Source organism: Stenotrophomonas sp. Steno-C15, assembly GCF_056393265.1.
On record NZ_JBWJPF010000011.1, the window covers coordinates 17,210 to 41,967 of the forward strand.

General features: G+C 68.0%; 22 protein-coding genes. 2 read left to right on the forward strand and 20 right to left on the reverse strand.

What is annotated here, in order from left to right:
- Positions 1-11: 11 nt before the first annotated feature.
- The 15 genes from AC06FB_RS10300 to hisS all read right to left on the reverse strand — a co-directional run bounded on the left by AC06FB_RS10300 (position 12) and on the right by hisS (position 16,902).
- The gene (locus AC06FB_RS10300) at positions 12-2,969 is read right to left on the reverse strand and encodes a TonB-dependent receptor plug domain-containing protein (RefSeq protein WP_478053651.1); all 2,958 of its coding nucleotides are present in this window, start codon (positions 2,967-2,969) and stop codon (positions 12-14) included.
- Positions 2,970-3,264: 295 nt separating this feature from the next.
- The gene (locus tag AC06FB_RS10305) at positions 3,265-4,005 is read right to left on the reverse strand and encodes a copper homeostasis protein CutC (protein ID WP_262218457.1); all 741 of its coding nucleotides are present in this window, start codon (positions 4,003-4,005) and stop codon (positions 3,265-3,267) included.
- The gene (locus AC06FB_RS10310; protein WP_340044757.1) at positions 4,002-5,000 is read right to left on the reverse strand and encodes a glycosylasparaginase; all 999 of its coding nucleotides are present in this window, start codon (positions 4,998-5,000) and stop codon (positions 4,002-4,004) included. The genes AC06FB_RS10305 and AC06FB_RS10310 overlap by 4 nt, the downstream gene beginning before the upstream one ends.
- Before the next feature lie 50 nt (positions 5,001-5,050).
- Positions 5,051-6,073 (reverse strand): glucokinase, encoded by a 1,023-nt coding sequence (locus AC06FB_RS10315; RefSeq protein ID WP_478053652.1) that lies wholly within the window; start codon positions 6,071-6,073, stop codon positions 5,051-5,053.
- A 112-nt stretch (positions 6,074-6,185) separates the two neighbouring features.
- Positions 6,186-7,775, reverse strand: a complete 1,590-nt coding sequence (locus tag AC06FB_RS10320; RefSeq protein WP_253118761.1) for a calcineurin-like phosphoesterase C-terminal domain-containing protein — start codon at positions 7,773-7,775, stop codon at positions 6,186-6,188.
- 124 nt (positions 7,776-7,899) lie between these two features.
- Positions 7,900-8,520 carry a bifunctional phosphoribosyl-AMP cyclohydrolase/phosphoribosyl-ATP diphosphatase HisIE gene (gene hisIE / locus AC06FB_RS10325; RefSeq protein WP_053516720.1) on the reverse strand — a complete coding sequence of 207 codons (621 nt, stop codon included), beginning with the start codon at positions 8,518-8,520 and terminating at the stop codon, positions 7,900-7,902.
- On the reverse strand, positions 8,510-9,286 hold the full coding sequence (gene hisF, locus AC06FB_RS10330) for an imidazole glycerol phosphate synthase subunit HisF (protein WP_053516721.1): 777 nt from the start codon (positions 9,284-9,286) through the stop codon (positions 8,510-8,512). The genes hisIE and hisF overlap by 11 nt, the downstream gene beginning before the upstream one ends.
- The gene (hisA, locus tag AC06FB_RS10335) at positions 9,280-10,014 is read right to left on the reverse strand and encodes a 1-(5-phosphoribosyl)-5-[(5-phosphoribosylamino)methylideneamino]imidazole-4-carboxamide isomerase (protein WP_053516723.1); all 735 of its coding nucleotides are present in this window, start codon (positions 10,012-10,014) and stop codon (positions 9,280-9,282) included. Before hisA ends, hisF begins: the two co-directional genes overlap by 7 nt.
- Positions 10,011-10,613, reverse strand: coding sequence for an imidazole glycerol phosphate synthase subunit HisH (gene hisH, locus AC06FB_RS10340; protein ID WP_053516724.1), 603 nt, complete (start codon positions 10,611-10,613; stop codon positions 10,011-10,013). The genes hisA and hisH overlap by 4 nt, the downstream gene beginning before the upstream one ends.
- The gene (gene hisB, locus AC06FB_RS10345; RefSeq protein ID WP_053516725.1) at positions 10,610-11,683 is read right to left on the reverse strand and encodes a bifunctional histidinol-phosphatase/imidazoleglycerol-phosphate dehydratase HisB; all 1,074 of its coding nucleotides are present in this window, start codon (positions 11,681-11,683) and stop codon (positions 10,610-10,612) included. Before hisB ends, hisH begins: the two co-directional genes overlap by 4 nt.
- Positions 11,680-12,774, reverse strand: coding sequence for a histidinol-phosphate transaminase (hisC, locus tag AC06FB_RS10350; protein WP_461289656.1), 1,095 nt, complete (start codon positions 12,772-12,774; stop codon positions 11,680-11,682). The genes hisB and hisC overlap by 4 nt, the downstream gene beginning before the upstream one ends.
- Entirely contained in the window at positions 12,771-14,066 is a 1,296-nt protein-coding gene (gene hisD / locus AC06FB_RS10355) for a histidinol dehydrogenase (protein WP_065175580.1), read from the reverse strand. Before hisD ends, hisC begins: the two co-directional genes overlap by 4 nt.
- Entirely contained in the window at positions 14,063-14,974 is a 912-nt protein-coding gene (hisG, locus tag AC06FB_RS10360; protein ID WP_053516728.1) for an ATP phosphoribosyltransferase, read from the reverse strand. Before hisG ends, hisD begins: the two co-directional genes overlap by 4 nt.
- A 33-nt stretch (positions 14,975-15,007) precedes the next feature.
- The gene (locus AC06FB_RS10365; RefSeq protein ID WP_053516770.1) at positions 15,008-15,316 is read right to left on the reverse strand and encodes a YerC/YecD family TrpR-related protein; all 309 of its coding nucleotides are present in this window, start codon (positions 15,314-15,316) and stop codon (positions 15,008-15,010) included.
- A gap of 188 nt (positions 15,317-15,504) precedes the next feature.
- Positions 15,505-16,902, reverse strand: coding sequence for a histidine--tRNA ligase (hisS, locus tag AC06FB_RS10370; protein ID WP_053516730.1), 1,398 nt, complete (start codon positions 16,900-16,902; stop codon positions 15,505-15,507).
- A gap of 138 nt (positions 16,903-17,040) precedes the next feature.
- Between hisS and AC06FB_RS10375 the strand changes: the two genes are divergently transcribed.
- Positions 17,041-17,793 (forward strand): Crp/Fnr family transcriptional regulator, encoded by a 753-nt coding sequence (locus AC06FB_RS10375; RefSeq protein ID WP_262218450.1) that lies wholly within the window; start codon positions 17,041-17,043, stop codon positions 17,791-17,793.
- A gap of 91 nt (positions 17,794-17,884) precedes the next feature.
- Here AC06FB_RS10375 and thrC read toward each other — a convergent pair whose 3' ends face one another.
- Genes thrC through thrA form a run of 3 tightly spaced genes read right to left on the reverse strand, consistent with a single transcriptional unit; the run spans position 17,885 to position 22,616 of the window.
- Positions 17,885-19,171 carry a threonine synthase gene (thrC, locus tag AC06FB_RS10380; protein ID WP_460256508.1) on the reverse strand — a complete coding sequence of 429 codons (1,287 nt, stop codon included), beginning with the start codon at positions 19,169-19,171 and terminating at the stop codon, positions 17,885-17,887.
- A gap of 29 nt (positions 19,172-19,200) precedes the next feature.
- Positions 19,201-20,115: a homoserine kinase gene (locus AC06FB_RS10385; protein WP_460256507.1), complete on the reverse strand. Its 915-nt coding sequence runs from the start codon at positions 20,113-20,115 to the stop codon at positions 19,201-19,203.
- The gene (thrA, locus tag AC06FB_RS10390) at positions 20,112-22,616 is read right to left on the reverse strand and encodes a bifunctional aspartate kinase/homoserine dehydrogenase I (RefSeq protein WP_262101320.1); all 2,505 of its coding nucleotides are present in this window, start codon (positions 22,614-22,616) and stop codon (positions 20,112-20,114) included. The genes AC06FB_RS10385 and thrA overlap by 4 nt, the downstream gene beginning before the upstream one ends.
- 27 nt (positions 22,617-22,643) lie before the next feature.
- On the opposite strand from thrA, the gene AC06FB_RS10395 reads away from it, so the two are divergent.
- The gene (locus tag AC06FB_RS10395; RefSeq protein WP_262101319.1) at positions 22,644-22,967 is read left to right on the forward strand and encodes a hypothetical protein; all 324 of its coding nucleotides are present in this window, start codon (positions 22,644-22,646) and stop codon (positions 22,965-22,967) included.
- A gap of 9 nt (positions 22,968-22,976) precedes the next feature.
- Here the strand turns inward: AC06FB_RS10395 and AC06FB_RS10400 are convergent, their stop codons facing one another.
- Complete coding sequence (locus tag AC06FB_RS10400) at positions 22,977-23,927, reverse strand: DMT family transporter (RefSeq protein WP_262101318.1); 951 nt, start codon at positions 23,925-23,927, stop codon at positions 22,977-22,979.
- Positions 23,928-24,053: 126 nt separating this feature from the next.
- Positions 24,054-24,749: a helix-turn-helix transcriptional regulator gene (locus AC06FB_RS10405; RefSeq protein ID WP_262101317.1), complete on the reverse strand. Its 696-nt coding sequence runs from the start codon at positions 24,747-24,749 to the stop codon at positions 24,054-24,056.
- Between the last annotated feature and the right edge of the window lie 9 nt (positions 24,750-24,758).

Genomic DNA, 24,758 nt, shown 5'->3' on the forward strand with positions numbered 1-24,758 from the left:
ATGGCGCGGGCTCAGAACGTGAACACGTATTCCAGCGCGAACTCGCGGCCAACCGCACCGAGCAGCCGGGTCGGCGCGAAATCGTAGTCCAGCTTGTAGGGATCCTTGTGGTTCCAGCTGGCCGAGTTGAAGACGTTGTTGACGTACACATTGACCTTGGCGCGTTCAGTCACCTGATAGCCCACATTGACGTTCCAGGTGATGAACGGTCCAACCCGGCCGTAGTAGCGCGCCGTGCGCTGGCCGGCGTTCGGATTCGGATTCGGCGAACCATCGGGACGCGTGGCAGGTTCCAGGCAGTCCAGCGAAGGACTGTCGCTGGGTACGTAGCCATCGGCGAACGGCAGGCAGCCGCCGGGATTGTCCAGGCGGTCGGTGCCCCAGTGGTAACGCACGCCCGGCACCGAGCCGATGCGGTCGGCGTACACATTCGCGTTCCAGTGACCACGCTGCCAGGCCAGGCTCGCTCGCAGCTTGCTGCGCAGATCGCGGTCACGGCGCTGCGGATTCGGATCCGCGGCATAGCGCTGCTCCTTGGTCGACAGCTGGTTGGTGTAGTTCACGCCGAACTGGAAGCTTCCCCATGCTGCGCTGTCCCACCGGTAACGCGCGGTCAGGTCGATACCGCGGACCTCCCGGCTGGCCAGGTTGAACGGCCCCCGCTCGATCGACACCAGGCGGCCATTGCTGTCGCGGTTCACGCGCGCCAGGATGCCGGCGCAGTAGTCGGCACCGGCCGGATTGGCCCACGGCGTGCCGTCGATGTTCAGTCCCGTGCGGCAGCCCGCTTCGCTGGCCAGCACCTCGTCGGCGCCGACATCGACGATCATGTCCTCCAGCTTGATCGCCCAGTAGTCGGCACTGATCGAAAGATTGGACATCACATCCCAGACGAATCCGACCGTCCATGAATCCCCCGTTTCCGAGCGCAGCAGCGGAGTACCGCGACGATTCACGTCGAACGTGTACCAGACATCGGTATTGCCCACTCCACAGTTGTTGACCAGATAGGCACCGCTTTCGATGCAACGCAGGCGGTCATAGGTCTGCACCTCGGAACTGCTGGGCTGCCCCAGCAGGTAGTGCATGTCAGGCGCGTGGAAGCTGGTGGCGTAGGAACCGCGTACCAGCAGCGACTCCACCGGCCGCCATTCCAGACCGACATTCCAGGTGGTCTCCTTCTGGCTGCCGATGTCCAGCGCCTCTAAATTGGCGTCGGCCTTGTAACTGCCGTAACGGTCATAGCGTGCCGCCGCGGTGGCGATCACGCTGTCCAGCAGTGGAATCTTGAACTCCACGCCCGCCGAGTAGCGCGTGCGCTCGCCGCCACCGCGATCAACGTTCTGCAGGTCGAAATCGATGCCGGCGCGAGGGTCGGGAGCGAGGTGATATCCCTGTTGCGCCACCTCGGCCACCGCCGCGAACGAAACAGGCCCCGCCCAGCCCTGGAACAACTCACCGGTGATGTCCGCCGACGCCTGGTTGACCCAGGAAGACGCACGGTTCTTCGCCACCGTACCCATCTGCCAGTACTGGTCCGGCGTGAGCGGGTTCCACCAGCGTGCTTCGTCCAGTGCGTAGATCGCTTCACCATCCGCCGTCGTACCCAGGCGCGGGCCGAGGAAGAAGTCATAGGACTTCTGCTCGTCCACTACATTCTGCCGCTCTTCCACGCGGTAGTAGGAACGGCCGATGGTGGCACTCCAGTCGAAGCGGTCCGCCAGGCGCCCGCGCAGGCCTGCACTCCAGTCCCAGGACAGCTCCCGGTTGGTGTTGCGAAGGGTGTCCAGGCCGCCCACTTCGTTGGGCGTGAACTGGCGCACGCCCAGGATCGCGCGGTTGCGGTTGGCATCCCAGTAGTAGCCGTTGTCATCATCGATGAGCGTCACGCTGGGCGGATTGGTCCCCCAGATCGCCTCCGACCGGTACACCGCCAGGTTGGTCCAGCCCTGCAGGTCGCTGTCGAAATCGAACGTGGCATACAGATTGCCGGACACATTCTCGGCACCACCGGTCAGCAGCCAGTTGGCATAGTCGGCCGTCATGCCACACAACTGCCCGGTATTGGTGATCGTATCGGTGTTGTAGTTGTAGACCAGTCGATCGGCGGTGTAGTACTCGCCGTCGAACTTCTCGCAGGTGCCGGTCGGCGGCGCCAGTCGCTGGCCGGTACCCGGGTCGATCAGGGCCAGGCCGGCGGTAGGACGGAAACCGACCTTGCGCTGTTCCATGTTCCAGGAGGGGCGCGGCGCATCATCGGCATCATCCATCTGCGGCCGGTCACGGCCGAACAGCGGATCGCGCTTGGTGTACTGCAGCGCGTAGGTCACGCTCCAGTTGTCTCCGGTCCTGCCACCCGCCCACGACAGATCCCAGGTATCGCGACCACCTTCAGTGGAGGTGCCGCCGCGCACGCGCACTTCGTCGCCGTCGTAGTGGGTCTTCAGGATGACGTTGACCACGCCTGCAATGGCATCCGAGCCGTAGATCGCAGAGGCGCCGCCGGTCAGGACCTCGATGCGCTCCACCGCAGCGGCGGGAATGTTGCCGTAGTTGGAGAAATTGGTCTCCCCGCCATAGGGCAACGGGTAGTCGGCCACGCGACGGCCATTGACCAGCAGCAGTGAGCGGTTGGGGCCCATCCCGCGCAGATTCAGGCCGCTGGCGTTGGGCGTGTGCGAGCCCCACTGCGAAGCCGCCTCCACGGTGCCGGTGGCTTCGGTCAATGTCTTCAGCGCATCGTACACGCTGACAAAGCCTTCCTTCTGGATCTGCTGCGCGGTGATCACGTTGACGGGAGCTGGGCCTTCGACGCTGGCGCGCTTGATGCGCGAGCCAGTGACGGTGACCGCGTCGAGATCCTTGGTGGACGAACCTGAGACTTCCTGTGCATTGGCAGCCAGCGGAAGCAGGGCCAGGACCAGGGCCTGGGACAGCAGGTGACGACGATTGCGGACGAACTGAGCCATGTGGTCGCTCTCGGAGGGTGTGGTCGCACGGATGGGTGGTGGCGCGGCACTACGGAAGATCCAGGTGCCGGGTCGGTTCAAGCCGGTTCCGGCACCCCCCTGTGGATCGATCCAAACTAAAGCACGGCTGAACCGGAGAGAGCATTCCGCGGCGCAACACGCCGCTGCGGATCCGCTGCCATCCCCGCTTGAAAAGTCGATGAATCAGTGGCTTGCGCAGGTTGGCCGCCGCAGGCCGGAGATGAACTGATGACACGCGAGCGGCAGACCCGCGCGGAACCGACTTCGCCCGGTATCAGGACAGATCGCCGTCCAGCGCCCGCCGCAGCCCCGCCACGATTGCGGCATCGGTCTGATCCCAGTGCGGGTCCAGCCCGCGCAGTGCCGGGTTGTGGAACTGCATGGCCGAGTGCCGGCGGCTCTTGGCCGACGCGTGCAGCTCAACGCAGCCGCTGTGCCGCGCCACCGCAGCGATGTTGGCCGGGTTCAGGCCGGCACCTGCCATCACGCTGATGCGCCCCGCCGCCCGGGCGACCAGGCCTTCCAGCACGTCGACACCGGCAGCCGCGCTGGCCTGTCCCCCGGACGTCAATACACGGCTGCACCCCAGAGCGATCACCTGCTCCAACGCCGCCGGAAGGTCACGCGCGGCGTCGAAGGCACGGTGGAACGTCACCTGCAGCGGACCCGCCGCCTGGATGAGCGCGCGGCACAGGGGCAGATCGATATCGCCCTGCCGGTCCAACGCACCGATCACCACGCCATCGCAGCCCAGCGCACGGCACTGTGCGATATCGCGCAGCATCAGCTCGGCCTCCAGGGCGTCGTAGTGGAAATCACCCGGCCGCGGCCGCACCAGCACGAACAGCGGAATCGACAGGCGTTCGCGGGCCATGGCGATGCTGGCGAACGACGGTGTGGTGCCGCCCTCGGCAAGGTTGTCGAACAGTTCGATGCGGTCGGCGCCACCGGCCTGCGCGGCCAACGCCGAAGCCAGCGAGTTGCTGGCGATCTCCAGGGTGAGCCGCGTGCTCACGCCTGCGTGCTCGTGTAGATCGACGGCGAATCGCGCAGGTCATCCTGGCGCTGCGCATCGCAGACGGCATAGACGAAGCCGCGATGCAGCGCATAGGCGCCCACCTCGCCCTGCGTGTTCATGGCCAGGAAGCACACCTGCAGGGTTCTGCTCGCCTCCGGACGCTTGCGTACCACGCGGTCGATCGCCTCACGGCAGGCCTGGGCGGGCGTTCGACCCTGGCGCATCAGCTCGACCACCAGGAACGAGGCCGCATTGCGGATCATCTCTTCGCCCACGCCCGATGCGGTGGCGGCACCGACCTCGTTGTCGACGTACAGGCCGGCGCCGATGATCGGACTGTCGCCGACCCGGCCGTGCAGTTTCCAGGCCATGCCGCTGGTGGTGCAGGCACCGGCGAGATGGCCCCGGGCATCCAGCGCCAGCATGCCGATGGTGTCGTGGTTGTCGCTGTTGCCGGGAAGGCCACGTCGCTCGGCGTTGATCTGGGGCTGGTACTTCTCGGTCTTCAACCACTCGCGCCAGGCCGCTTCGGCCTGCGGCGTCAGCAGACGCCTGCGCTCGAAGCCCTGCTGCACGGCGAACTGCTGCGCCCCTTCACCCACCAGCAACACGTGCGGGCTGTTTTCCATCACTTTGCGGGCCACCGACACCGGGTGCGGGATGTCGACCAGCGCGGCCACCGCACCGCAGCGGCCATCGCCGTCCATGATGCTCGCGTCCAGGCTCAGCACGCCGTCCCGATCCGGATTGCCGCAATGGCCCACGGTGGGATTGCACAGCTCGCTCTCGGCCCAGCGTGCGCCGGCCTCCACTGCGTCCAGGGCACTGCCGCCCTGCGCCAGGACCTTCCATGCCGCCTGGTTGGCCGGCACACCGAAGTCCCAGGTCGACACCACCTTCGCTCCGCCCTGCACACGTGCCTGTACGCCCGGCAGAGCGGCCATGCCTGCCGCCAGCGCTCCGGCCTGCAGGAACTGCCTGCGATCCACCATGTTGCCTCCCAGTCTGCAACGTGTCGCCGGCCCGATGCCGGCAGCACCGATCAATCGTGTACGGGGTACCGCGCCGCATGCCAGACGGCGGCGCCCAGCACGCCCAGTTGGCCGTGTTCGACCCGCCATACCGGCACCTGCCGCAGCACTTCTGCCAGCACGCCCTTGTTGAGGAAGCGCTCGCGGAAGCGGCCATCGGCGAGGAAATCCTGCACGTGGGTGGAAATGCCGCCCGCCAGGTACACCGAGCGGGCGCCCACGGCGATGGCGGCATCGCCGGCCAGGCTGCCCAGCCAGGCGCAGAACACCTGCAGCGTCTCCACTGCAAGTGCGTCTTCGCCGCTGCGTGCGGCGCCGATCAGCGCTTCGGTGCTGGACCACACCGGAGTGACGCCACGCAGCTCGCACAGGCACGGATACAGATTCATCAGACCGCTGCCGGACAGCACACGCTCGTTGTCCACATGTGGCCACCGCTGCAGCAGCCTGCCCAGCACCTCCAGCTCCAGCGCGTTGCCGGCCCCCAGGGCAGCGTGGCCGATCTCGCTGGGCAGCACCGGACGCCCGCCATCGGCGAAGCGCAGCGCCGCGCCCAGACCGGTACCGGCCCCCAGCACCAGCGCCGGAAACGCCTTCGCCGGGTCGGCATCGCCGTTCAATGGAACCAGGGTGTCGGCCTGCAGGTAGGGAATGGCCAGTGCCACCGCCTCGAAATCATTGATCAGCTGCAGATCGTCCAGACCGGACTGTGCGCGGGTGGCGGACAACGACACCGTCCACGGCAGATTGGCGTTGATCAGCACATCGCCATCGAGCAGGCCGGCGATGGCGACCACCGCCGACCGCACCGGCAGTGCGAGGCTCCGGGTGAAGTCGGCCAGAATCGCCGCCAGGCTGGAATGATCGGCACACGCGTAGGTGCGATGACTGCCCAGCCGTGGCGCCTGTCCCGGCAGCGTTTCAGCCAGCGCCAGGCGGGCAAAGGTACCGCCGACATCGGCGACGACCAGGCTTCGCGGAAGACCGCCGCGGGAGGAGTCGGTGGAAACCGGGGGCACTGCTGCGATGGTCACTCTGGCCTGCTTGAATCGATTGAATCGCACCGATTCTCAGGCATCAGGGTCGCTTTGCCTAGCGCGGCGCAGCGCCGGCAGCCGGGACGCAGCGCGCAGCGGCACCTGCGGATCAGGGCTCTGCGGTCTGCAGACTATAACGGGTGGTGGCGGTGAATACCGCACCATCCGGCTGGGTCGAACGCACGTCGATCCTGTGGTCGCCCACGGCCAGGTGGGTGGGCAGCGCGCCGCGCCACAGATGCGGCGAAGCGGTGGCTTCCGGCGAGCGATCGTAACCGCGCAGCACGCTGGACAGGTCGTCCGCCGCATTCTCCACCAGCAGCCGCGGGTCGGGCTGGCGGACCTGCTTCATCGGCTGCCATGCCCCACCGTCCACGCGGTACTCGACCACGCTCGCGTCCTCACCCATGTACACGTTGGCGTAAACGCCCCACGCCGGATACGCGCCCTGGCGCAGCACCTTCGGCGCATGCAGGCCGATCTGTTCGCTGGCTGGCGCGCCGGCCACGCGATACTGCAGGCGATAGCTGCCGTTGCCAGCCACATCCAGCAACGCGTAGCCCTTTGGCGTGCCGTCGCTCATGGTGCTGTCCGGCACGCCGGCAGCATCCTTCACACCGGACCAGAACGCACCGCAGTTGGCACCGACGTTGTACTCGTGCAGGGGCTTTTCGCCGTGCCAGCCCTCGGCCTTGCCATGGTAGACATGCTGCTGGGTGTGGCTGTGGCCGCTCAGGACCAGCACGTTGCGGAAGTCCTTCAGCAGGTCGAACAGGCGCTGCCGGTCGGCGTGCCGGAAGCTCTCGCGACCCGGCGCCGCATCGAACAGCGGAATGTGCATGCCCAGCACCAGCAGGCGGTCGCGATGAAGACCCTTGAGGTAGGCGGCAAGGAACGCGAACTGATCCTCGCGCAGGCCACCGACATAGCTCGGCCTCGCCTTCGGGTCATACACCACATCGTCGAGGAACACGAAGCTGGCACCGCCCTCCTCCACGGCGTACGTGTCCGGGCCGTAGACGTTGCGCCAGCTGTCCAGCGAATGCTCGTCGACGGCGGCATCGAAATCGAGATCGTGGTTGCCCGGCACATGGAACCACGGCACGCCCAGCTGCGTGGTGACCTTGTTGATGGCCGGATACAGCGTCAGGTCATCATTGACGATATCGCCGAGCGTCGTGCCGAGCCGCGCCCGGGTCTGGCCGACCAGCGGCGCCACGATGGACTGCTGGTAGTAGCCGATGTCCTTGAGGCTTGCGGTCTGTGAATCAGTGAACACCAGCATCTGGAAACCACGCCGGTTGTCATGACGATCCGTCTGCAGCGCGAAGTCCCAGTTGCGGGTGGCATCGCCGGTTGCGGCGATGCCACCGTACTTCAGTGCAGGCGAGCCGTTGGGCTGGAAATGACGCCAGAACGACGGCAGCCCGTCGCTCGCCTTCGGGAACGCGTACGCATCCGGCTTGATCACGAACACCGTCTGGCCCTCGCGCACGGGCAGGCTGTAGCTGCCATCGGCTGCGGTCTTCACGATGCGCTCGCCGTTGGACACCTGCACCCCGGCCAGGCCCGGGTCGGTCGCACCACGGCCGGGCCTGCCGTCGCGTTCCAGGTAGACCTTGCCGCTGACAACCGCATCCGCAGCCCAGGCCGGCGAGGTCAGCAACAGGCAGCACAGCCACGCAGCGGGCGATTTCATGGGCAATCCGGCAAAGAAGAGGACTGCCTATTGTAGAGCGGAGCCATGGCTGTCTGCCGCGCGGATGCAGCCGGGCCGGCGCCGGCGCCGAAAGCGCGTGCGGACCGCAGGCCACATGCAGCCATCAACGATGGCGCGTTTCCAGCACCCGCCGCGCGTCGTCAAGCGACAGGCCGCGTGCGCGCAGCAGCACCAGCAGGTGGTACAGCAGGTCCGAAGCCTCGCCCAGCAGCGCCGCGTCATCCTGTGCGACTGCGGCCAGAGCGGTTTCCACGCCCTCCTCGCCCACCTTCTGCGCGATACGGCGGATGCCGTCCTCGAACAGGCGGGTGGTGTAACTGCCGGGTGGACGCTGTGCTTCACGCGTGGCCACCAGTTGCCCCAGCCCGCCCAGGAAATCCTTCGGCGCCTGGTCGAAGCAGCTCTCCGCACCGGTGTGGCAGGTCGGTCCTGCCGGGCGGGCCAGCACCAGCAGCGTATCGGCATCGCAGTCCACGCTGATGGACTGCACCGCCAGCACGTTGCCGGACTGCTCGCCCTTGGTCCACAGGCGCTGCCTGCTGCGGCTGTAGAAGGTCATGTGCCCGACGGCAAGCGTCGCGGCCAGCGACTCCGCGCTGACGTAACCCAGCATCAGCACCTGCAGGGTATCGGCGTCCTGCACCACCGCGGGCAGCAGGCCGTCCCCCTTGCTCCAGTCCAGCCCCTGCAGGGCCTCCAGCGACGGTCGCACCTCAATAGACATCCCGTACCTCGATCTGCTGTTCGCGCAGGTAGCGCTTCAGGTCTGCAATGGCGATGGCGCCGCTGTGGAACACGCTGGCGGCCAGCGCACCATCCACGTCGGCGCGGTCGAAGGCCTCGGCGAAATGCTCCATCGTGCCCGCACCGCCCGACGCGATCAGCGGCACCTGGCACAACGCACGCGCCTGCTGCAGCTGGGCCACATCGTAGCCGCGGCGCACCCCATCGCTGTCCATGCAGTTCAGCACGATCTCGCCTGCGCCGCGGCGCTGTGCCTCGACGATCCAATCCAGCGTCCGTATGGGTACCGCTCGGGTCTTGTCCGGGTCGCCGCTGAAGCGGCGCACCCGCCATTCGCCATCGGCCTCGCGCACCGAGTCGACGCCGACCACCACGCACTGCACGCCGAACTCGGCAGCCAGCTCGTCGATCAGTGCGGGACGGCCCAGTGCCGGCGAATTGATCGAGATCTTGTCGGCACCGGCAAACAGCACCCGCCGTGCGGTTTCCACGCTGTCGATGCCACCGGCTACGCAGAACGGGATATCGATCAGCCGTGCGATGCGCTCGACCCAGGCCACATCGACCGAACGCGCCTCGGGGCTGGCGCCGATGTCGTAGAACACCAGCTCATCGGCCCCCTGGTCGCGGTAACGCTGCGCCAGCTCGGCGATATCCCCCATGTCCACGTGGTCACGGAAGCGCACCCCCTTGACCACCCGTCCTTCGCGCACGTCCAGGCAGGGAATGATGCGGCGACTCAGCATGCCAGCGCCTCCGCCAGGTCCATGCGCTGTTCCAGCAGCGCCTTGCCAAGGATGGCGCCGCCACAGCCGGCAGCACGCGCATCGGCCACGTCGGCCACATCGCGGATGCCACCGGAGGCCTGCACCTGCACGCCCGGCAGCAGCGACACCAGGTGCTGGTACAGGCCGATGTTCGGCCCGGCCAGCATGCCGTCGCGGGCGATATCGGTACACAACAGGTGGCGCATGCCCGCCCGTGCATACCGCAGCGCAAGGTCATCCAGGGTCACGCCCGCGTTCTCGGTCCAGCCATGCACCGGCAGCTGCCACTGGCCCTGAGGGTCCTGGCGTGCATCCAGCGCGATGGTGATGTGATCGGCACCGAACGCCTGCAGCCAGCCGACCACTTCATCGGGCCTGCGCACTGCCAGCGACCCTACCACCACCCGGCTCGCGCCCGCATCGAGAATGCGCGCCACATCATCACGCCCACGCACACCGCCGCCGGTCTGCACCTGCAACGTCGTCTGCGTGCGAACCGCCGCCAGCAGCGGGGCCAGCGTGTAGCCACCGGCACGCGCTGCGTCCAGATCGACCAGGTGCATCCAACGCGCGCCCTGCGCGGCGAATGCCTGCGCGCGCGGCAGGGGATCGTCGCCGTAGTGCGTTTCCTGCGCGTAATCGCCCTGCCGCAGCCGCACCACACGGCCTTCGCGGATATCCAGTGCGGGGTAGACGGTGAAACTCATGCAGCGGTGCCCTCGAGGAAGTTGCGCAACATCAGCGATCCGGTATCGCCGGAGCGTTCGGGATGGAACTGCGCACCGAAGTAGCGCCCCTGCTCCACCACGGCAGTGAACAGGCCGCCGTGATCGCAGGCGGCCACCGTATGGCTGTTCAACGGCGCTGCGTAGCTGTGCACGAAGTAAGCGCTTGCGCGATCAGGCACATCGCGCAGCAGCAGCGAGGACCGCAGTGGCAGCAGGCGGTTCCAGCCCATGTGCGGCACGCGGATGCCGCACGCCGGCACCAGCTTGCGCACCACCCCGGGAATCAGGCCGAGCGCTTCCACGCCGGCTTCTTCCGAGCGCTCGAACAGCAGCTGCATGCCCAGGCAGATGCCCATCAACGGCACCTCGATCCGTCGCAATGGCTCCACCAGTCCCTGCGCATGCAGACGCTGCATGCCCGGCCCTGCCGCACCGACGCCGGGCAGGATCACCCGCCGTGCGCCCGCCAGCCCCTCTGCGTCGCGTACCAGGCGCACACTGGCGCCCAGCCGTTCCAACGCATAGCGTACGGAACCCAGATTGGCACCGCCGGCATCGATCAGCGCGACTTCGCTCACAGGGCCCCCTTGGTCGAGGGCAGCGCCGTACCCTGGCGCGCCAGCGCCGGGCGCAGCGCGCGGGCCAGCGCCTTGAAACAGGCCTCCACCTTGTGGTGGTCATTGTCGCCACGCACCTGCAGATTGAGATTCAGTCCACCTGCATCGCACAGCGAGCGGAAGAAATGCGGCACCAGTTCGGTCGGCATGTCGCCCACGCGCTCGCGCTTGAACTCGCCCTCGAAGACGAAATAGGGCCGGCCACTGAAGTCCAGCGCTGCGCTGGCCAGGGTCTCGTCCATCGGCAGGGTGAACCCGTAGCGGCCGATGCCGCGCTTGTCACCCAAGGCTTCGCGCAGCGCCTGGCCCAGCGCCAGCCCTGTGTCCTCGATGGTGTGATGCTCGTCGATGTGGAGGTCGCCCTCGGCGCGGATGTCCAGCGCAAAACCACCGTGCTTGCCGATCTGTTCCAGCATGTGGTCGAAGAACGGCAACCCGGTGCGGATGTTGGCGTCACCGGCGCGATCCAGATCCAGCTCGACGCGTATCTTCGTTTCCTTCGTGTTGCGCTGGACCACCGCCGTGCGCGGCGCATCGGCCAGTGCGTGGGCGATGCCCGGCCAGTCCCAGTCACCGCCGAACTGCTCCGTGCGCAACTGGAAGCCACGGATGTTGAGGTTGTCGGCGAACTGCAGGTCGGTGATGCGGTCGCCGACCATCGCCGAGCGTGCCCAATCGATGCTGCGGTCCTGCAGGTAGGCCGTCATCAGGCCGATGCCGGGCTTGCGGGTCGGGGCATTGTCCTGTGGCCAGCTGCAGTCGATCAGCACATCACGAAACACGATGCCCTGGCTTTCGAAGATCTGCAGCATCAGATCGTTCGGTCCATCGAAGCTGGCGCGCGGATAGCCCTCGCTGCCGAGGCCATCCTGGTTGGTGACGATGACGAACTGGTAGCCTGCATCACGCAGCTTCAGCAGTGCCGGAATCACCTGCGGCACGAAGCGCAGCTTCTCGTAGGCGTCGATCTGGAAGTCGGAAGGTTCCTCGATGAGGGTACCGTCGCGGTCGATGAACAGGATCGGGGTCATGCAACGGCCCTCCGGGCCGACAGGGACGCAAGCACGCGGTCATTCTCTTCGGGGCTGCCGATGCTGATCCGCAGCGCATCCTCCAGCTGCGGGGCTGCACGCTGGTCGCGCACCACCACGCCGGCCGCCAGCAACGCATCGAACGCGCCCTGGGCATCGGCAAAGCGCACCAGCAGGTAGTTGCCTGCGGACGCATGGACCTGGCGTACGCCAGGCAGGCCCTGCAGCGCAGTGCGCAGGCGCTCGCGTTCGGCGATCACGGTGGCCACGCGCTCGCGTGTGCGTGCCAGCGCCGCCGGCTGCAGCGCCTGCACCGCCAGTTCCGCGCACGGCGTCGGCACCGGATACGGTGCCTGGCAGCGACGCAGCACCGCGATCAGTTCCGCTGCGGCGATCAACGTTCCGATCCGTGCGGCCGCCAGCGCATGGGCCTTTGAAAGCGTACGCAGCACTGCCACATTGGCGTGCGTGGCAAGCAGGGAGGTCGCCGAAGGACGCTGCGCGTACTCGACATAGGCTTCATCGACCACGACCAGCGCCCGACCGCGCAAGGCTTCGGCCACACGCTCGATGTCGGCCAGGGCGATATCGCTGCCGGCCGGATTGGAGGGCGCGCACAGAAACACCAGCTTCGCATTGCGTGCTCTGGCCGATTCGATCACCGCATCCAGGTCGGCGTGCAGGCCGTCGGCGGCATCGACCAGGGGCACTTCGATCAGGGGCGCGCCCTGCAGCCGTGCACAGACTGCATACATACCGAACACCGGCGGCGTGACCAGCACACCATCGCGCCCCGGCACGCACAGCGCACGCACCAGCAGGTCGATGGCTTCATCGCTGCCACGCCCGACCAGCACCTGTTGCGGCTGCACGCCGTACAGCGAAGCCAGTCCATCGCGCAACGCCTGTGGCTGGGGCTCTGGATAGCGCCGGCTGCGGCCCTCGGCGTCCGCGGGGTTGGCCCAGGCCGATTCGTTGGCGTTCAGCCAGACATCGCCCTGCACTGCCGCACTGCGCGCCGAGCTGTAACCTGCAAAGGCCTGCAGGTCGGTGCGCACCAGCGCCAGTACCTCGTCGATCCCGGCATTCATGCAGCCACCTCCATGCGCAGGGCAACGGCGCGCTCGTGCGCGTCCAGCCCTTCGGCGCTGGCAAGGGTGCGCGCGCAGCCGCCGATCGCCGCCAACCCGGCGGCGCTGGCACTCTGCACGCTGATGAAGTTCTGGAAGCTGGCCACGCTGACACCACTGTACGCACGTGCGGCGCCTGCGGTGGGCAGCACATGGTTGGTACCACTGCAGTAGTCGCCCAATGCCTCGGGGGTGTAATCACCCAGGAACACCGAGCCTGCAGCCTGCACCCGATCAAGCCAGCCGCGTGGTTCGCGCAGGGCCAGGATCAGGTGCTCAGGGGCGTAGCGGTTGCTGATCGCGAAGGCATCGGCCAGCGTGTCGACCAGGATCAGGCGCGACGCCGAAAGCGCCTGGCGGGCGATATCCTGCCGCGGCAGCAGCGCGACCTGGCGTTCCACTTCGGCCTCGACCGCGGCCAGCATCGCGGCATCATCGGTCAGCAGCAGCACCTGCGAATCGGGGCCGTGTTCGGCCTGCGACAGCAGATCGGCAGCCACAAACGCCGGATTGGCACCGGCATCGGCAATCACCAGAACTTCCGACGGCCCTGCAGGCATGTCGATCGCCGCTGCACCGTTCTGCGCGACCTGCTGCTTGGCTTCGGTGACGAAGCTGTTGCCGGGCCCGAACAGTTTGTCGCAGGCCGGAACGCTGGCGGTGCCATAGGCCATCGCAGCGATCGCCTGCGCGCCGCCCAGCTTGAAAACGCGTTGCACGCCGGTCAGCCGGGCAGCCACCAGCACCGCCGGATCGGCGCTGCCATCGGCGCGCGGGGGTGTGCACAGCACTACCTGCGGGCACCCGGCCAGCTGCGCCGGCACGCCCAGCATCAACGCCGTGGATGGCAACGGTGCGCTGCCGGCCGGCACATACAAGCCGACCCGGCCGATCGGCCGCAGCATGCGTTCACAGACCACGCCCGGCGCGGTCTCCACCGCATAGCCCTGGCCCATGCCTGCGCTGTGGAAGCGCGCGATGCGCCCGGCCGCTTCCACCATGGCCTGGCGCAGATCGCCTGGCACCGCCGCTTCGGCAGTCGCGAATTCGGCGTCAGACACTTCGAAAGACGGCAGTTGCACACCGTCAAAGCGTGCGGTGATCACACGCAGCGCCTCGTCGCCCTGCGCGCGCACCTGCGCGATCAGGGTCGCGACCGCATCGCGCGTCTGCTGGGCCACGGCCTGCACCGGGCGGGTCAGTGCCGCGCTGCGCGCAGCCTCATCAAGTTGCGACCAGATCAGACGATTCATGCCAGCGACCGCTCCACGCTCAACACCATCAGGCCCTGCGCGCCCGCACGCTCAAGCTCTTCCATGCGCTGCCAGCTCAGTGGTCCGGGGCACATGGTCTGCAGCCGCAGCGTGCCGCCGTCAGCCGGCAGGCGCTCCAGCGGCCCGGCATCGGCCAGCAGCTGGGCCAGGGCATCAACACGGTCTTCGCTGGCGCGGAACATCAGCAGCTTGCGGTCCTGCTTCTGTACCACGCCATCGAGACGGCGCAGCAGCATGGCGCGCAGGCCCGCTCGAGCGTCATCGGGCACGCGCACCGCACCGGCCAGCACCGCCTCGCTGTCCAGCAGGTTGTGCACCGGCACAAGCTGGTTGGCACGCAGGGTGGCACCACTCGACACCAGATCGCAGATCAGGTCGGCCGTGCCCAGCCGTGGGGCGATCTCAACCGAACCGGACAGCTCCACCACCTGCGCGTCCACGCCCTGCTCAACCAGCCATGCCTTGAGGATGGCGGGATAGCTGGTGGCGATCCGCATGCCGGCCAGCTGCGCCGGCCCCTGCCATTGCCAGTCCTCCGGCACCGCCAGCATCAGCCGGCACTGGCCGAAACCCAGCCCCCGCAGGGCCTGATAGGCATCCGGCAGGCCGATCTGGCGACGCGCGGCGGCCTGCTCGTCCAGTTCGTTGCGACCGACGATGCCCAGGTCGCAGACACCGTCGGCAATCAGGCCAGGAATGTCGTCGTCGCGCACCAGCAGCAGGTCCACCGGCAACGATTCTCCGTAGCAGAACAGCTTGTCACGGCTTTCGCGCCAGCTCAGGCCGCAGGCACTGAGCAGGTTGCGGGCGGGCTCGGCAAGCCGCCCGCTCTTCTGGATGGCGATACGCAGCCGGTCTCGTGCCGGGGCTGCCTGGGTTGCACTCATGGGAAGGTCTCGAAGTTCGGTACGGGGCGCGGATCAGCGCGAGGCCAGACGGTCGATGGCAGCGGCATAGCCTCGATGGCCATGCTCGAGCGAGCGCGCCACCCGTCCGGTGGTGGTCACGCTGACCCCGGTGCGCTCGTGGATCTCGCGGTATGGCACCCCCTGCTGCAGCAGCGGCACCACTTTCCAGCGGTCGGCCATGGCCTCCAGCTCGGCCGGAGTACACAGGTCACGCAGGAAAGCCATGACCTGCTCCGGCTCATGCAGGGCCGCGAACGCCTGGGCCAGGGCTTCCAGATCGGCCTGGGGGTCTTTGGCGGCGATGTCGGGGCGGGCTTTCACGGGGCGGATCTCTTGCATCAATGTAATAGCGCGCTAGCACATTAGCGCATTCTTGCGCAGTGCGTCAAACCACCCCACCGCCTCCACCCGAGCATTCAGGTTCCGGAAACGAAAAACGCCCGCCAGAGGCGGGCGTCATCCAGGTCAGCGCCGCCCCACCGGGAGAGCGGCGGCACGGCAATGTCAGTTCACACCATCACCTTCGACTGTTCCAGTTCCACCTGCAGGGTGCTGGCCAGCTCCTCGCGGGATACCTCGAACTGCTGCTCGCGGAGCAGATCCTTCACCGCCACCACCCCGCGCGCCAGTTCGTCCTCGCCGGCGAGCGCCACGAAGCGGATGCCCGCCTTGGCCGCGTACTGGAACTGCTTGCCGATCTTCTTCGGCTCCATCTGCACTTCGGTGTTGATGCCACCGGCCCGCAGGCGGCGGGCGATATCCAGTGACTGCGCCATGCCCTGCTCGTCCATCAGCGCCACCAGCGCCTGCACGCTGCTGGCCTCGATTCCGTCGATCAGGCCCGCCTCACGCAGCTGCCAGAACAGGCGCGACAGGCCGATCGAAATGCCGACGCCGGGCAGCTTCGACTTGCTGTAGTGGCTGGCCAGGTCTTCATAGCGGCCGCCGGAGCAGATCGAACCGATCTGCGGGTGGTCGGTCAGCGTGGTCTCATAGACGGTGCCGGTGTAGTAATCCAGGCCACGGGCGATGGAGAAGTTGAGGCAGTAGGCACTCTCCGGCACACCCAGCGCCTGCACCAGCTGCAGCACTTCGCGCAGCTCTGCCACGCCGGCACGCAGCGTTTCCGAGGACCCCGCAGCGTCCTCCAGCGCCGAAAGCTGGGCCAGCGCATCGGCATGCCCCTGCGAACGCACGGCCACGAATGCCAGGATCTTCTCGACCTGTCCGGCCGGAATGCCGAACCCGTCGCCCACCAGCGTCTCGCGCACGTAGTCGGCGCCCCGCTTGTCCAGCTTGTCCACTTCACGCAGCACCGCCAGCTGGCGCTCGCCCTCGGCCACGCCCAGGCTTTCGAAGAAGCCACGCATCAGCTTGCGGTTGTTCAACTGGATGCTGAAGTCTCCGATGCGCAGCTCCGAGAACACCGCGTGGATCACCGCCAGCACTTCGGCGTCGTACCGCACGCTCAGGCTGTCCTTGCCGATCACGTCGATGTCGCACTGGTAGAACTCGCGGAAACGGCCGCGCTGGGCACGCTCACCACGGTACACCCGCTGCATCTGGTAGCGCCGGAACGGGAATGTCAGTTCGTGCTCATGCTCAGCCACATAGCGCGCCAGCGGCACGGTCAGGTCGAAGCGCAGGGCCATTTCCGGAAGCGAGCGGTCACCCGACTCGGCGGCATTGGCCAGCGCACCGGTGGACTGCACGAAGTACACCTGGCGCTCGGTCTCGCCACCGGACTTGGTCAGCAGCACATCGGACAGCTCGAACACCGGCGTCTCCACCGGCAGGAACCCGAAGCGCTCGTAGTTGCGGCGGATGACGTCCAGCATGCGCTGGAACGCAATCTGCTCGCGCGGCAGCAGCTCAAGGGTGCCGGGCGGGGTACGGGGCTTGATCACGGGAGCAACTCCTGCTGGAACGGGACGTGGGAGGGGGCGACATTCTAGCGCCCTGGAGCGCGCGGCCGCCTGACGCAGGGTCGAACAGCCGCTTGAAGTATCATAAGGCCCTCCCCGCCCGCGATACGCCCACGCACCATGTCCCGGCCTTCCGGCGCCCCGTCCGCCAACAACGACACCGCCGGGCAGTCCTGCTCCACGCTGGACTGCCTGCACTGCTCGGTCCGCCACCTGGCGGTGTGTTCGGCGCTGTCTCCTGACGAAGTGCAGGCACTTGAACAGGTGACCGTCTCGCAGGCGGTGACGATGGGCAGCACCCTCGCCCGCACCGGCGAAGAGCGCCAGCATGTCTATACATTGACCGCCGGCGCACTGCGCCTGGTGCGGACGCTGGCCGACGGCCGCCGCCAGATCAATGGCTTCGTGCTGCCGGGCGACTACCTGGGCCTGAGCGGCAGCGACCATCACCGCTACGACATCGAGGCGATCGCTGACAGCCGGGTCTGCCGCGTCGCGCTGCCGCAGATGAAGGCGCTGCGCGGGCGTTATCCGCACCTGGAGCGCAAGCTGCTGCAACGCGCCTGCCAGGAGCTGGACGCTGCGCAGGATGCGGCCCTCGCCCTGGCGCGGCTGCAGCCTGCGGAAAAGCTGGCTGACTTCCTGCTGCGCCTGGCCGCGCGCGAGGCGCGACTGGGCGGCGACGGCCTGCGCGTCTCGCTGCCGATGGGGCGCGGCGACATCGCCGACCACCTCGGCCTGACCATGGAGACAGTCAGCCGCACCTTCACCAAGCTGCGTCAGCAGGCGCTGATCGCGCTGCCGCATCTGAACGTCGTGGAGATCCTCGACGAGGACGGGCTGCGCCAGCTGGCGGGCGACGTCCAGGCTTGAGCGTCGCGCCGCGACCTGCGCCCGGTGGTACCGGGCGCCCCACCCTGCCCCTTGCTTCAGACGACACCGCGCCTTGCGCGGCACCTGTGGGTCAACGTCGCAGCACCTCGCGCAGCGCCGCATAGTCGGCAGCCAGCGGTTCCGCATGGGCGGGACGCTGCAGCAGCGCCGCCAGCGCCGGCGGCACCGGCACCGCTTCGCCGATCAATGGCTCCACCACCGCTTCGAACTTGGCCGGGTGCGCGGTTGCCACCACCGCCCAGTCGCCCTTCGCCCCGCCCGCGCGGAGGTCCTGCAGCACCTTCACTGCCGTAGCGGTATGCGGGCAGAACAGCTCGCCCCTGCTGGCGTGCGCACTGGCGATGGTGGCGCGGATGGTCACATCATCCACCGCGAAAGCACGGAACGCTGCGCGCAGTTCAGCATCGTCGCCGTCGTACAGCCAGCGCAGGCGCTCGAAGTTGCTCGGCGCGCCCACATCCATCGCATTGGCGACCGTGGCGACACTGGGCTGCGGCTGATACGCGCCACCCTCGAAGTACTTCGGCAGTACATCATTGGCATTGGTGGCCAGCACGATCTGGCCGATGGGAACCCCCAGAGTGCGTGCCAGCACCGCAGCCATCGCGTTGCCCAGGTTGCCGGTCGGCACCACCAGGTTTAGCCGGCGCCGATGCTGCCCATGATGGGCCAGTGCCGCATGCGCGTAGTAGCTCATCTGTGGCAGAAGACGCCCCAGGCTGATGCTGTTGGCCGAACTCAGCGGCACGTCCGCCTGCAACGCCCGATCGGCCAGCGCCTGCTTGACCATGGCCTGGCAGTCGTCGAACGAACCCGCCACGCGCAGCGCCTGGATGTTGTCGCCGAAGCAGCCGAGCTGGTGCGCCTGGCGCGGCGATACCCGGCCATCCGGATACAGCACCACCACGCGCACGCCCGGTTGGCGATGGAAGGCCGCCGCCACGGCGGCACCGGTATCACCGGACGTGGCAACGACGATCGTCAGGTCGCGTCCCTTGCCCGCCTGCAGCCTCGACAGCGCGCCTGCCAGGAAACGTGCGCCGATGTCCTTGAAGGCCGCAGTGGGACCATGGAACAGCTCGAGGACGTAGTCGCCACCGCCAAGCGGACGCAACGGCACCGGAAAATCGAACGCCTCACGGCAGATCGAAGGCAGCGCCTCCTGCAGCGCGTCGCCGTCGAAGAAGGGTGCCAGCAGATCGGCGGCGGTTTCGGCGAGGGTCTCGCCCTGCTGCACATGATGCGGCGCAGGCAAGGCGCTGGGCACATACAGCCCCCCATCGGGGGCGAGGCCGGCGGCGATGGCGGCACTCAGGCCGACGGCCGGCGACTGGCCGCGGGTGGAAACGAATTGCATGGGATCGGTATCCAATGAGAGGAAAGAAGTCAGCACAGTCGTGCTCCCGCCGCGTCCAACGGCGAGACCCAGGCGTCACTGTCGAAGCCGGCAGCCGCAAATGCCGCCCGAACCTGCCCTGCGGCAGCCTGCGCCTGCATCGCGTCCTCGAACCAGGCAAACACACTGGGACCGGCACCGGATATACCCGCGCCCATCGCGCCCGCCGACAGCGCGGCGTCACGCGCTGCCTCGAATCCCGCGATCAGGCCGGCACGTCGTGGCTCGATCAGCACATCGCGCAAGCCGGCGCGCACCAGCGTGGCATCGCCGCGATGGCAGCCGCTGAGGACCAGGGCCAGATTCGCGCTCTGGGCGACAAACTCGCGCAGCTCATAACTGCCCTGCAGCGCCTGCCGTGCCCTGCGCGTTTCCAGCACGGCATGCGGATGCACCAGCAGGCTGTGCCAGCACGCAGGCACCGGCACCGGCACCACCCTGTCGGCGGTGCACAGCGCCAGCCCGCCCGCCAGCAAGGGTCCGACGTTGTCGCCATGGCGACCGCCGCTGGCCACCGCTTCGCCGTCGAGCGCGTGCGGATACAGGGCGGCGCGTGGCAGCGGCGCATCCAGCAGCGCGTTGGCTGCAACCAGTGCCGCGACGCAGGATGCTGCTGAGCCACCCATGCCGGAGCCGAACGGAATGCCCTTGTCGATCTCCAGCTCGAACCCGTAGCCCAGGCCCAGGCCCTCGCGCAGTGACAGCAGTGCCGCGCCAGCCGTGTTGCCCGCTGCCTCCAGTGGAAGCTTGACCGCACTGCCACGGATCGCCGCGATACGCACCACAGGCTCATCGATGCGGCGCACGCTGACCGTGTCGCCGATACCGGCGATGGCATGGCCCAGAATGTCGAACCCCACTGCCACATTGGCCACTGATGCCGGTGCGAATGCACGTGCGATCACAGGCGCGCCCCTTCACCGGCCGCCACCCGCAGCAGGTCGGCAAACACGCCTGCAGCCGTGACCTCCGGTCCCGCGCCGGGCCCCTGCACCACCAGCGGATTCTCACAGTAGCGGCGGGTGCGGAACTGCACCACGTTGTCGGTCAGGCGCAGGTTGGCGAACGCGTGTGCCGCCGGCAGCTCGTGCAGACCCACCGACGCGCCGTCCGCGTCAAGCCTGGCCACATAGCGCAGCACTGCGCCGCGCTCGCGCGCGTCCTGCAGGCGTTGCTGCAGTGATGCATCAGACTCGCCCAGGCGGGCCATGAAGTCCTCGACGCTGCCTTCGCGAAGCAGCGCCGGCACCAGGCTTTCCACCTGCACCTGTTCAAGACTGAGTGCGTGGCCGGCCTCGCGCGCCAGGATCACCAGCTTGCGCGCGACATCCACGCCCGACAGGTCATCGCGGGGATCCGGCTCGGTGTAGCCCATCGAACGCGCCTGCGCCACCAGCGAGGAGAACGGCTGGCTGCCGTCGAAGCGGTTGAACAGCCAGGCCAGCGTGCCCGAGAAAATGCCTTCGATGGCCAGCACCTCGTCGCCGGTATCGACCAGGTCGCGCAGCGTGGTGATCACCGGCAGGCCGGCGCCCACCGTCGCCTCATAGCGGAAGCGCGCGCCGCTGGCAGCCGCCGCCGCACGGATCCGCTGGTAGCGCGACAGCGGGCCGGCGCCTGCCTGTTTGTTCGGGGTGACCACATGGATGCCCGCGGCCAGCCAATCGGCATAGCGCTCGGCGACCTCGCTGCTGCCACTGCAGTCGATCACCACCGCATGCGGCAGGTGCGCGGCCAGCAGGTGCTCGGTGAAGCGGTCGAGATCGCTGGCCTCACCGCCCGCCTGCAGCGCCTGCCGCCAGTCGGCATGCAGACCATCGGCCTCCAGCCGCATCCGCGAACGCGATGCCAGTGCACGCAGGCGCAGATCGACATTGGCCTTGGCCAGCAGCTGCGGGCGCGCCGCCAGCAACTGATCCAGCAGCGCGGCACCGACGTTGCCCGGCCCGATCACGCCCACCGCGAACGTCTGCGGCGACAACCAGAATCCGGCGTGGGCGGCGCGCAGCGCGCGCGTCGCGTCGGCGCTGTCCACCGCCACCGAGATGTTGCGCTCGGAGGAACCCTGGGCGATCGCCAGGATGTTGACCTGCGCCCGGCCGAGCGCCTCGAACAGGCGCGCAGCCACACCGGGCTGGCCCGCCATGCCATCGCCCACCGCCGCCAGCACGCTGACCCCTTCGTGGACCTGCACGCGCTGCACCTGGCCGACCGACAGTTCATGGGCAAAGGCCTGCAGCAACGCCCCGCGGCCACGGCCCGCTTCGGCAGCCCGCACCACGCAGCAGATCGAGTGCTCCGAAGAACCCTGCGAGATCATCACCACCGACACCTGCGCCTGGCGCAACGCTGCGAATACGCGCTCGGCGGTGCCAGGCACGCCGATCAGGCCAGTCCCCTCGAGATTCAGCAGGGCCAGGTCGGAACTCAGCGTGAGCCCCTTCACCGGTCCGCGCGGCGAGCGCTCGGCGCTGATGCGCGTACCCGGATGGGCCGGCTGGAAGGTGTTGCGGATGAAGATCGGCAGCCCGAGCCGGATCGCCGGCGACATCGTCTGCGGGTGCACCACTTTCGCGCCGAAGTACGCCAGCTCACAGGCTTCGTCGTAGCTCAGCGACTCCAGCTGCACCGCCTCCGGCACCAGGCGCGGGTCGGCCGACAACACACCATCGACATCGGTCCAGATGTGCAGCTCGTCGGCATTGAACAGCGCGGCGAAGATCGCGCCGGAGTAGTCACTGCCGTTGCGGCCGAGGGTGGTGATGCGGTCGTTGCGGTCCCGGGCGACGAACCCGGTGGCGACCACGCGCGTCTGCGGATGCTGCAGGCGCCACTTGGCCAGACGGTCGGCACTGGCTTCCCAGTCCACATCCACGCCCAGCTCGCCGTGGCCGACCACGAGCACGTCGCGTGCATCAAGGACGGCGCAGTCCTCGCCACATGCGCGCAGGTACGTACCGAGCAGCTGCGCGGAGAACACCTCGCCCAGGCCCTGCACGCGGTCGAGCACTTCACGCGGCAGCTCACCGATCACGGTCAGCGCGGCCAGCACTTCGGACAGCTGCTCGAAACGCGCGTCGATCCACTCCACGGTGTCGCCCACCTGTTCGCCGAGCAGGGCCACCGCGGCCCCACGATGGCGGGCACGCAACGCATGCCAGGCCTCGCGCCACCCCTCGTCTCCCTGCGCCGCCAGCTGGGCCAGTTCAATCAACGCATCGGTGACGCCCTTCATGGCCGAGACAACGGTGACCTGCTGCGATTCGGGGCGGGCCCGCAGCAGGCCGCCGACATGGCGGTAGCGCTCGGCGTCGGCCACCGAAGTGCCGCCGAACTTGTGCACGACCGTGGACGGCGCGGCCAGCTCGGCCGGGGCAACAGAAGGGGGGAGAACGTGGGAAGACATGCAGACCTCGGCAGGAGGCCCCGTCGCATGCAGGTGTCGAGTTTCCCCGCCACCTGGATGGTGCGGGGCCGTGGTTTTCGGGAGTTACACGAAGACGACGGGCCGCACCAGGGCAGTGGTGTCGGTGGTGGTGGTGGTAATGGTGGTGATGGCGGCCGGTGCAGTCGGACGCCCCGCGATAGCGGGTGCAATCAGACTGGCGGTGGCGGCATCAAGGACCATGACGGACAGAAAACACTGTTCAGCCCGCTGCTGTCAAGTGCTGCAGCGCAAAAACTCCCTGCGCCGATCATCTGCCAACGTGCCGTCATTTGGTTGCAACTGAGACAAAGCAGCGATCGTCGACTCTGAGATGGCCATTCAGCCGGCATGTTCGGCGATCGCGCGTGGCGCGCGGTGAGCGTGCGCGCACAGCATCACTCCCGCCACCAGGAACACGATCGCCAATGCCTCCAGCACGGTTGGCCAGCGCTGCTGCCAGGCAAATGCGTACAGCAGCGCGAACAGGGTTTCGAACACGATCATCTGCCCGGTCAAAGTCAGCGGCAGAAGACGGCTGGCACGGTTCCAGAATGCGTTGCCCACGATCGACGCCACGACCGCGACACCTGCGCTGATGGCCCAGAATGCACCCCATTGTGCGGTCGCGTGGCTGCCGGCAGACCCGGCGAAGGCCAGCGGTACCAGCAGCAGGGACAGTCCGCCGGTGGTGACCCCCGTCAGCAACGACCAGTCATGGCTGGACAGATCCGGGCGCCGCGCCAGCCAGCGGCTGTTGCCGATCGAGTACAACGCCCACGAGAACAGTGCGCCGAAGGCACACAGCAGGCCGATCAGGCGCTGCCGCCAGGGCGTCGCCAGGTGTTCGGACATCAGCGCCTCCCACCCCACCAGGGTCACGCCAAGCACGCACAGCGCCAGAGCCGGCAACAGCTGCTTCAGGGGCACCGCCCCCTGCTCGCGCACGCCCACCAGGGTCACCACGACCGGAATCAGGCCGACGATCAGCGAGGCCGCAGCGCCACCGGCCCACTGCACGGCCGTGGCCAGCAGCAGGAAGTACACCAGGTTGCCCGCCAGGCTCAGCCACAGCAGGCCGTACCATTCCGCGCGCCCCAGCCTCGGTGCCAGCCGCCTCCAGCGCGGCAGCAGCAGGATCACGGCGATGAGGCCATAGACCAGATAACGGCCGGCAGACAGCTGCAGGGCGTTGAACGTGTGCAGCACGGCAGGCGCCAGGAACACCACGCCCCACAGCGCGCCCGCGGCTACGCCATTGGCGATGCCCAGGACCATCGGATTGTTGCGCATTGCGGATTCTTCGGGGGAGAAGAGGCCGCGCAGTGTAGCCGCCCACCGGACGACCTCTCTTGACCCAGGCTATTGCTGTCCCGGCAGGGCCGGACGCACTCGGCTGCGTTCCCGCAGCGCCATGGATCAGAGGCCGCCCCGCCGCCAGGCCGCAGGGGTAACGCCGCTTTCCCGGCGCAGCGCGCGGGTCAATGCGCTCTGTTCGGAATACCCCGCGGCCAGCGCAATCTCGCTGATCGGCAGCGCACTGGTCCGCAGCTGGTGCTTGGCCCAGCGCAGGCGGCAGGCACTGACCCAGGCCTGCGGACTCAAGCCGAATTCGCGCTGGAACAACGCATGCAGCCGGCTTTCGCTGACGCCGACGAATGCCGCCATGCGCGCGACCGGCCAGGGCTGCCCCGGGTCGGCCTGTACCGCCGTGCACAGCCCCTGCATGCGCGCGCCACTGCCTGCCGGTGCAAACACCCTCAGCAAGGCAGGCAGCAGCAACGGCAGCGGCTGCCCCTGCCGCACCTCGGCCAGCCCCTGGCGAAGGGCCAGCGGCAGATGCAGCCACCGCTGCCTGCACAGGTGCTCCTGCGTGTCGTCGTCCAGAACATCCGGACCGCAATCAACGATCACGAAACCGTTCGGACCCTCCGCCATCTGGTCATGCGCCTCGCCGGCGGCCACGAATGCGCCCTGCAGAAGGTCCAGCCGGCCGCCCCGCCCTTCCAGCTCGAACTGCAGCTCGCCCTGCAGTGGCAGCACCCATTGCGCGTAGTCGTGGCGATCCAGGCCGGTGGCCTGGCCATAGTGCCGGAGGTGGAAAATGGCGCCCATTCGGCAAGT

What these genes read in the sequence shown, in the direction of transcription:
- AC06FB_RS10300 (WP_478053651.1), bottom strand. Translation starts at nt 2,969, where the DNA reads ATGGCTCAGTTCGTCCGCAATCGTCGTCACCTGCTGTCCCAGGCCCTG.
- AC06FB_RS10310 (WP_340044757.1), bottom strand. Translation starts at nt 5,000, where the DNA reads ATGGTGGATCGCAGGCAGTTCCTGCAGGCCGGAGCGCTGGCGGCAGGC.
- AC06FB_RS10320 (WP_253118761.1), bottom strand. Translation starts at nt 7,775, where the DNA reads ATGAAATCGCCCGCTGCGTGGCTGTGCTGCCTGTTGCTGACCTCGCCG.
- hisIE (WP_053516720.1), bottom strand. Translation starts at nt 8,520, where the DNA reads ATGTCTATTGAGGTGCGACCGTCGCTGGAGGCCCTGCAGGGGCTGGAC.
- hisF (WP_053516721.1), bottom strand. Translation starts at nt 9,286, where the DNA reads ATGCTGAGTCGCCGCATCATTCCCTGCCTGGACGTGCGCGAAGGACGG.
- hisA (WP_053516723.1), bottom strand. Translation starts at nt 10,014, where the DNA reads ATGAGTTTCACCGTCTACCCCGCACTGGATATCCGCGAAGGCCGTGTG.
- hisB (WP_053516725.1), bottom strand. Translation starts at nt 11,683, where the DNA reads ATGACCCCGATCCTGTTCATCGACCGCGACGGTACCCTCATCGAGGAA.
- hisC (WP_461289656.1), bottom strand. Translation starts at nt 12,774, where the DNA reads ATGAATGCCGGGATCGACGAGGTACTGGCGCTGGTGCGCACCGACCTG.
- hisD (WP_065175580.1), bottom strand. Translation starts at nt 14,066, where the DNA reads ATGAATCGTCTGATCTGGTCGCAACTTGATGAGGCTGCGCGCAGCGCG.
- hisG (WP_053516728.1), bottom strand. Translation starts at nt 14,974, where the DNA reads ATGAGTGCAACCCAGGCAGCCCCGGCACGAGACCGGCTGCGTATCGCC.
- AC06FB_RS10375 (WP_262218450.1), top strand. Translation starts at nt 17,041, where the DNA reads ATGTCCCGGCCTTCCGGCGCCCCGTCCGCCAACAACGACACCGCCGGG.
- thrC (WP_460256508.1), bottom strand. Translation starts at nt 19,171, where the DNA reads ATGCAATTCGTTTCCACCCGCGGCCAGTCGCCGGCCGTCGGCCTGAGT.
- thrA (WP_262101320.1), bottom strand. Translation starts at nt 22,616, where the DNA reads ATGTCTTCCCACGTTCTCCCCCCTTCTGTTGCCCCGGCCGAGCTGGCC.
- AC06FB_RS10395 (WP_262101319.1), top strand. Translation starts at nt 22,644, where the DNA reads ATGCAGGTGTCGAGTTTCCCCGCCACCTGGATGGTGCGGGGCCGTGGT.
- AC06FB_RS10400 (WP_262101318.1), bottom strand. Translation starts at nt 23,927, where the DNA reads ATGCGCAACAATCCGATGGTCCTGGGCATCGCCAATGGCGTAGCCGCG.
- AC06FB_RS10405 (WP_262101317.1), bottom strand. Translation starts at nt 24,749, where the DNA reads ATGGGCGCCATTTTCCACCTCCGGCACTATGGCCAGGCCACCGGCCTG.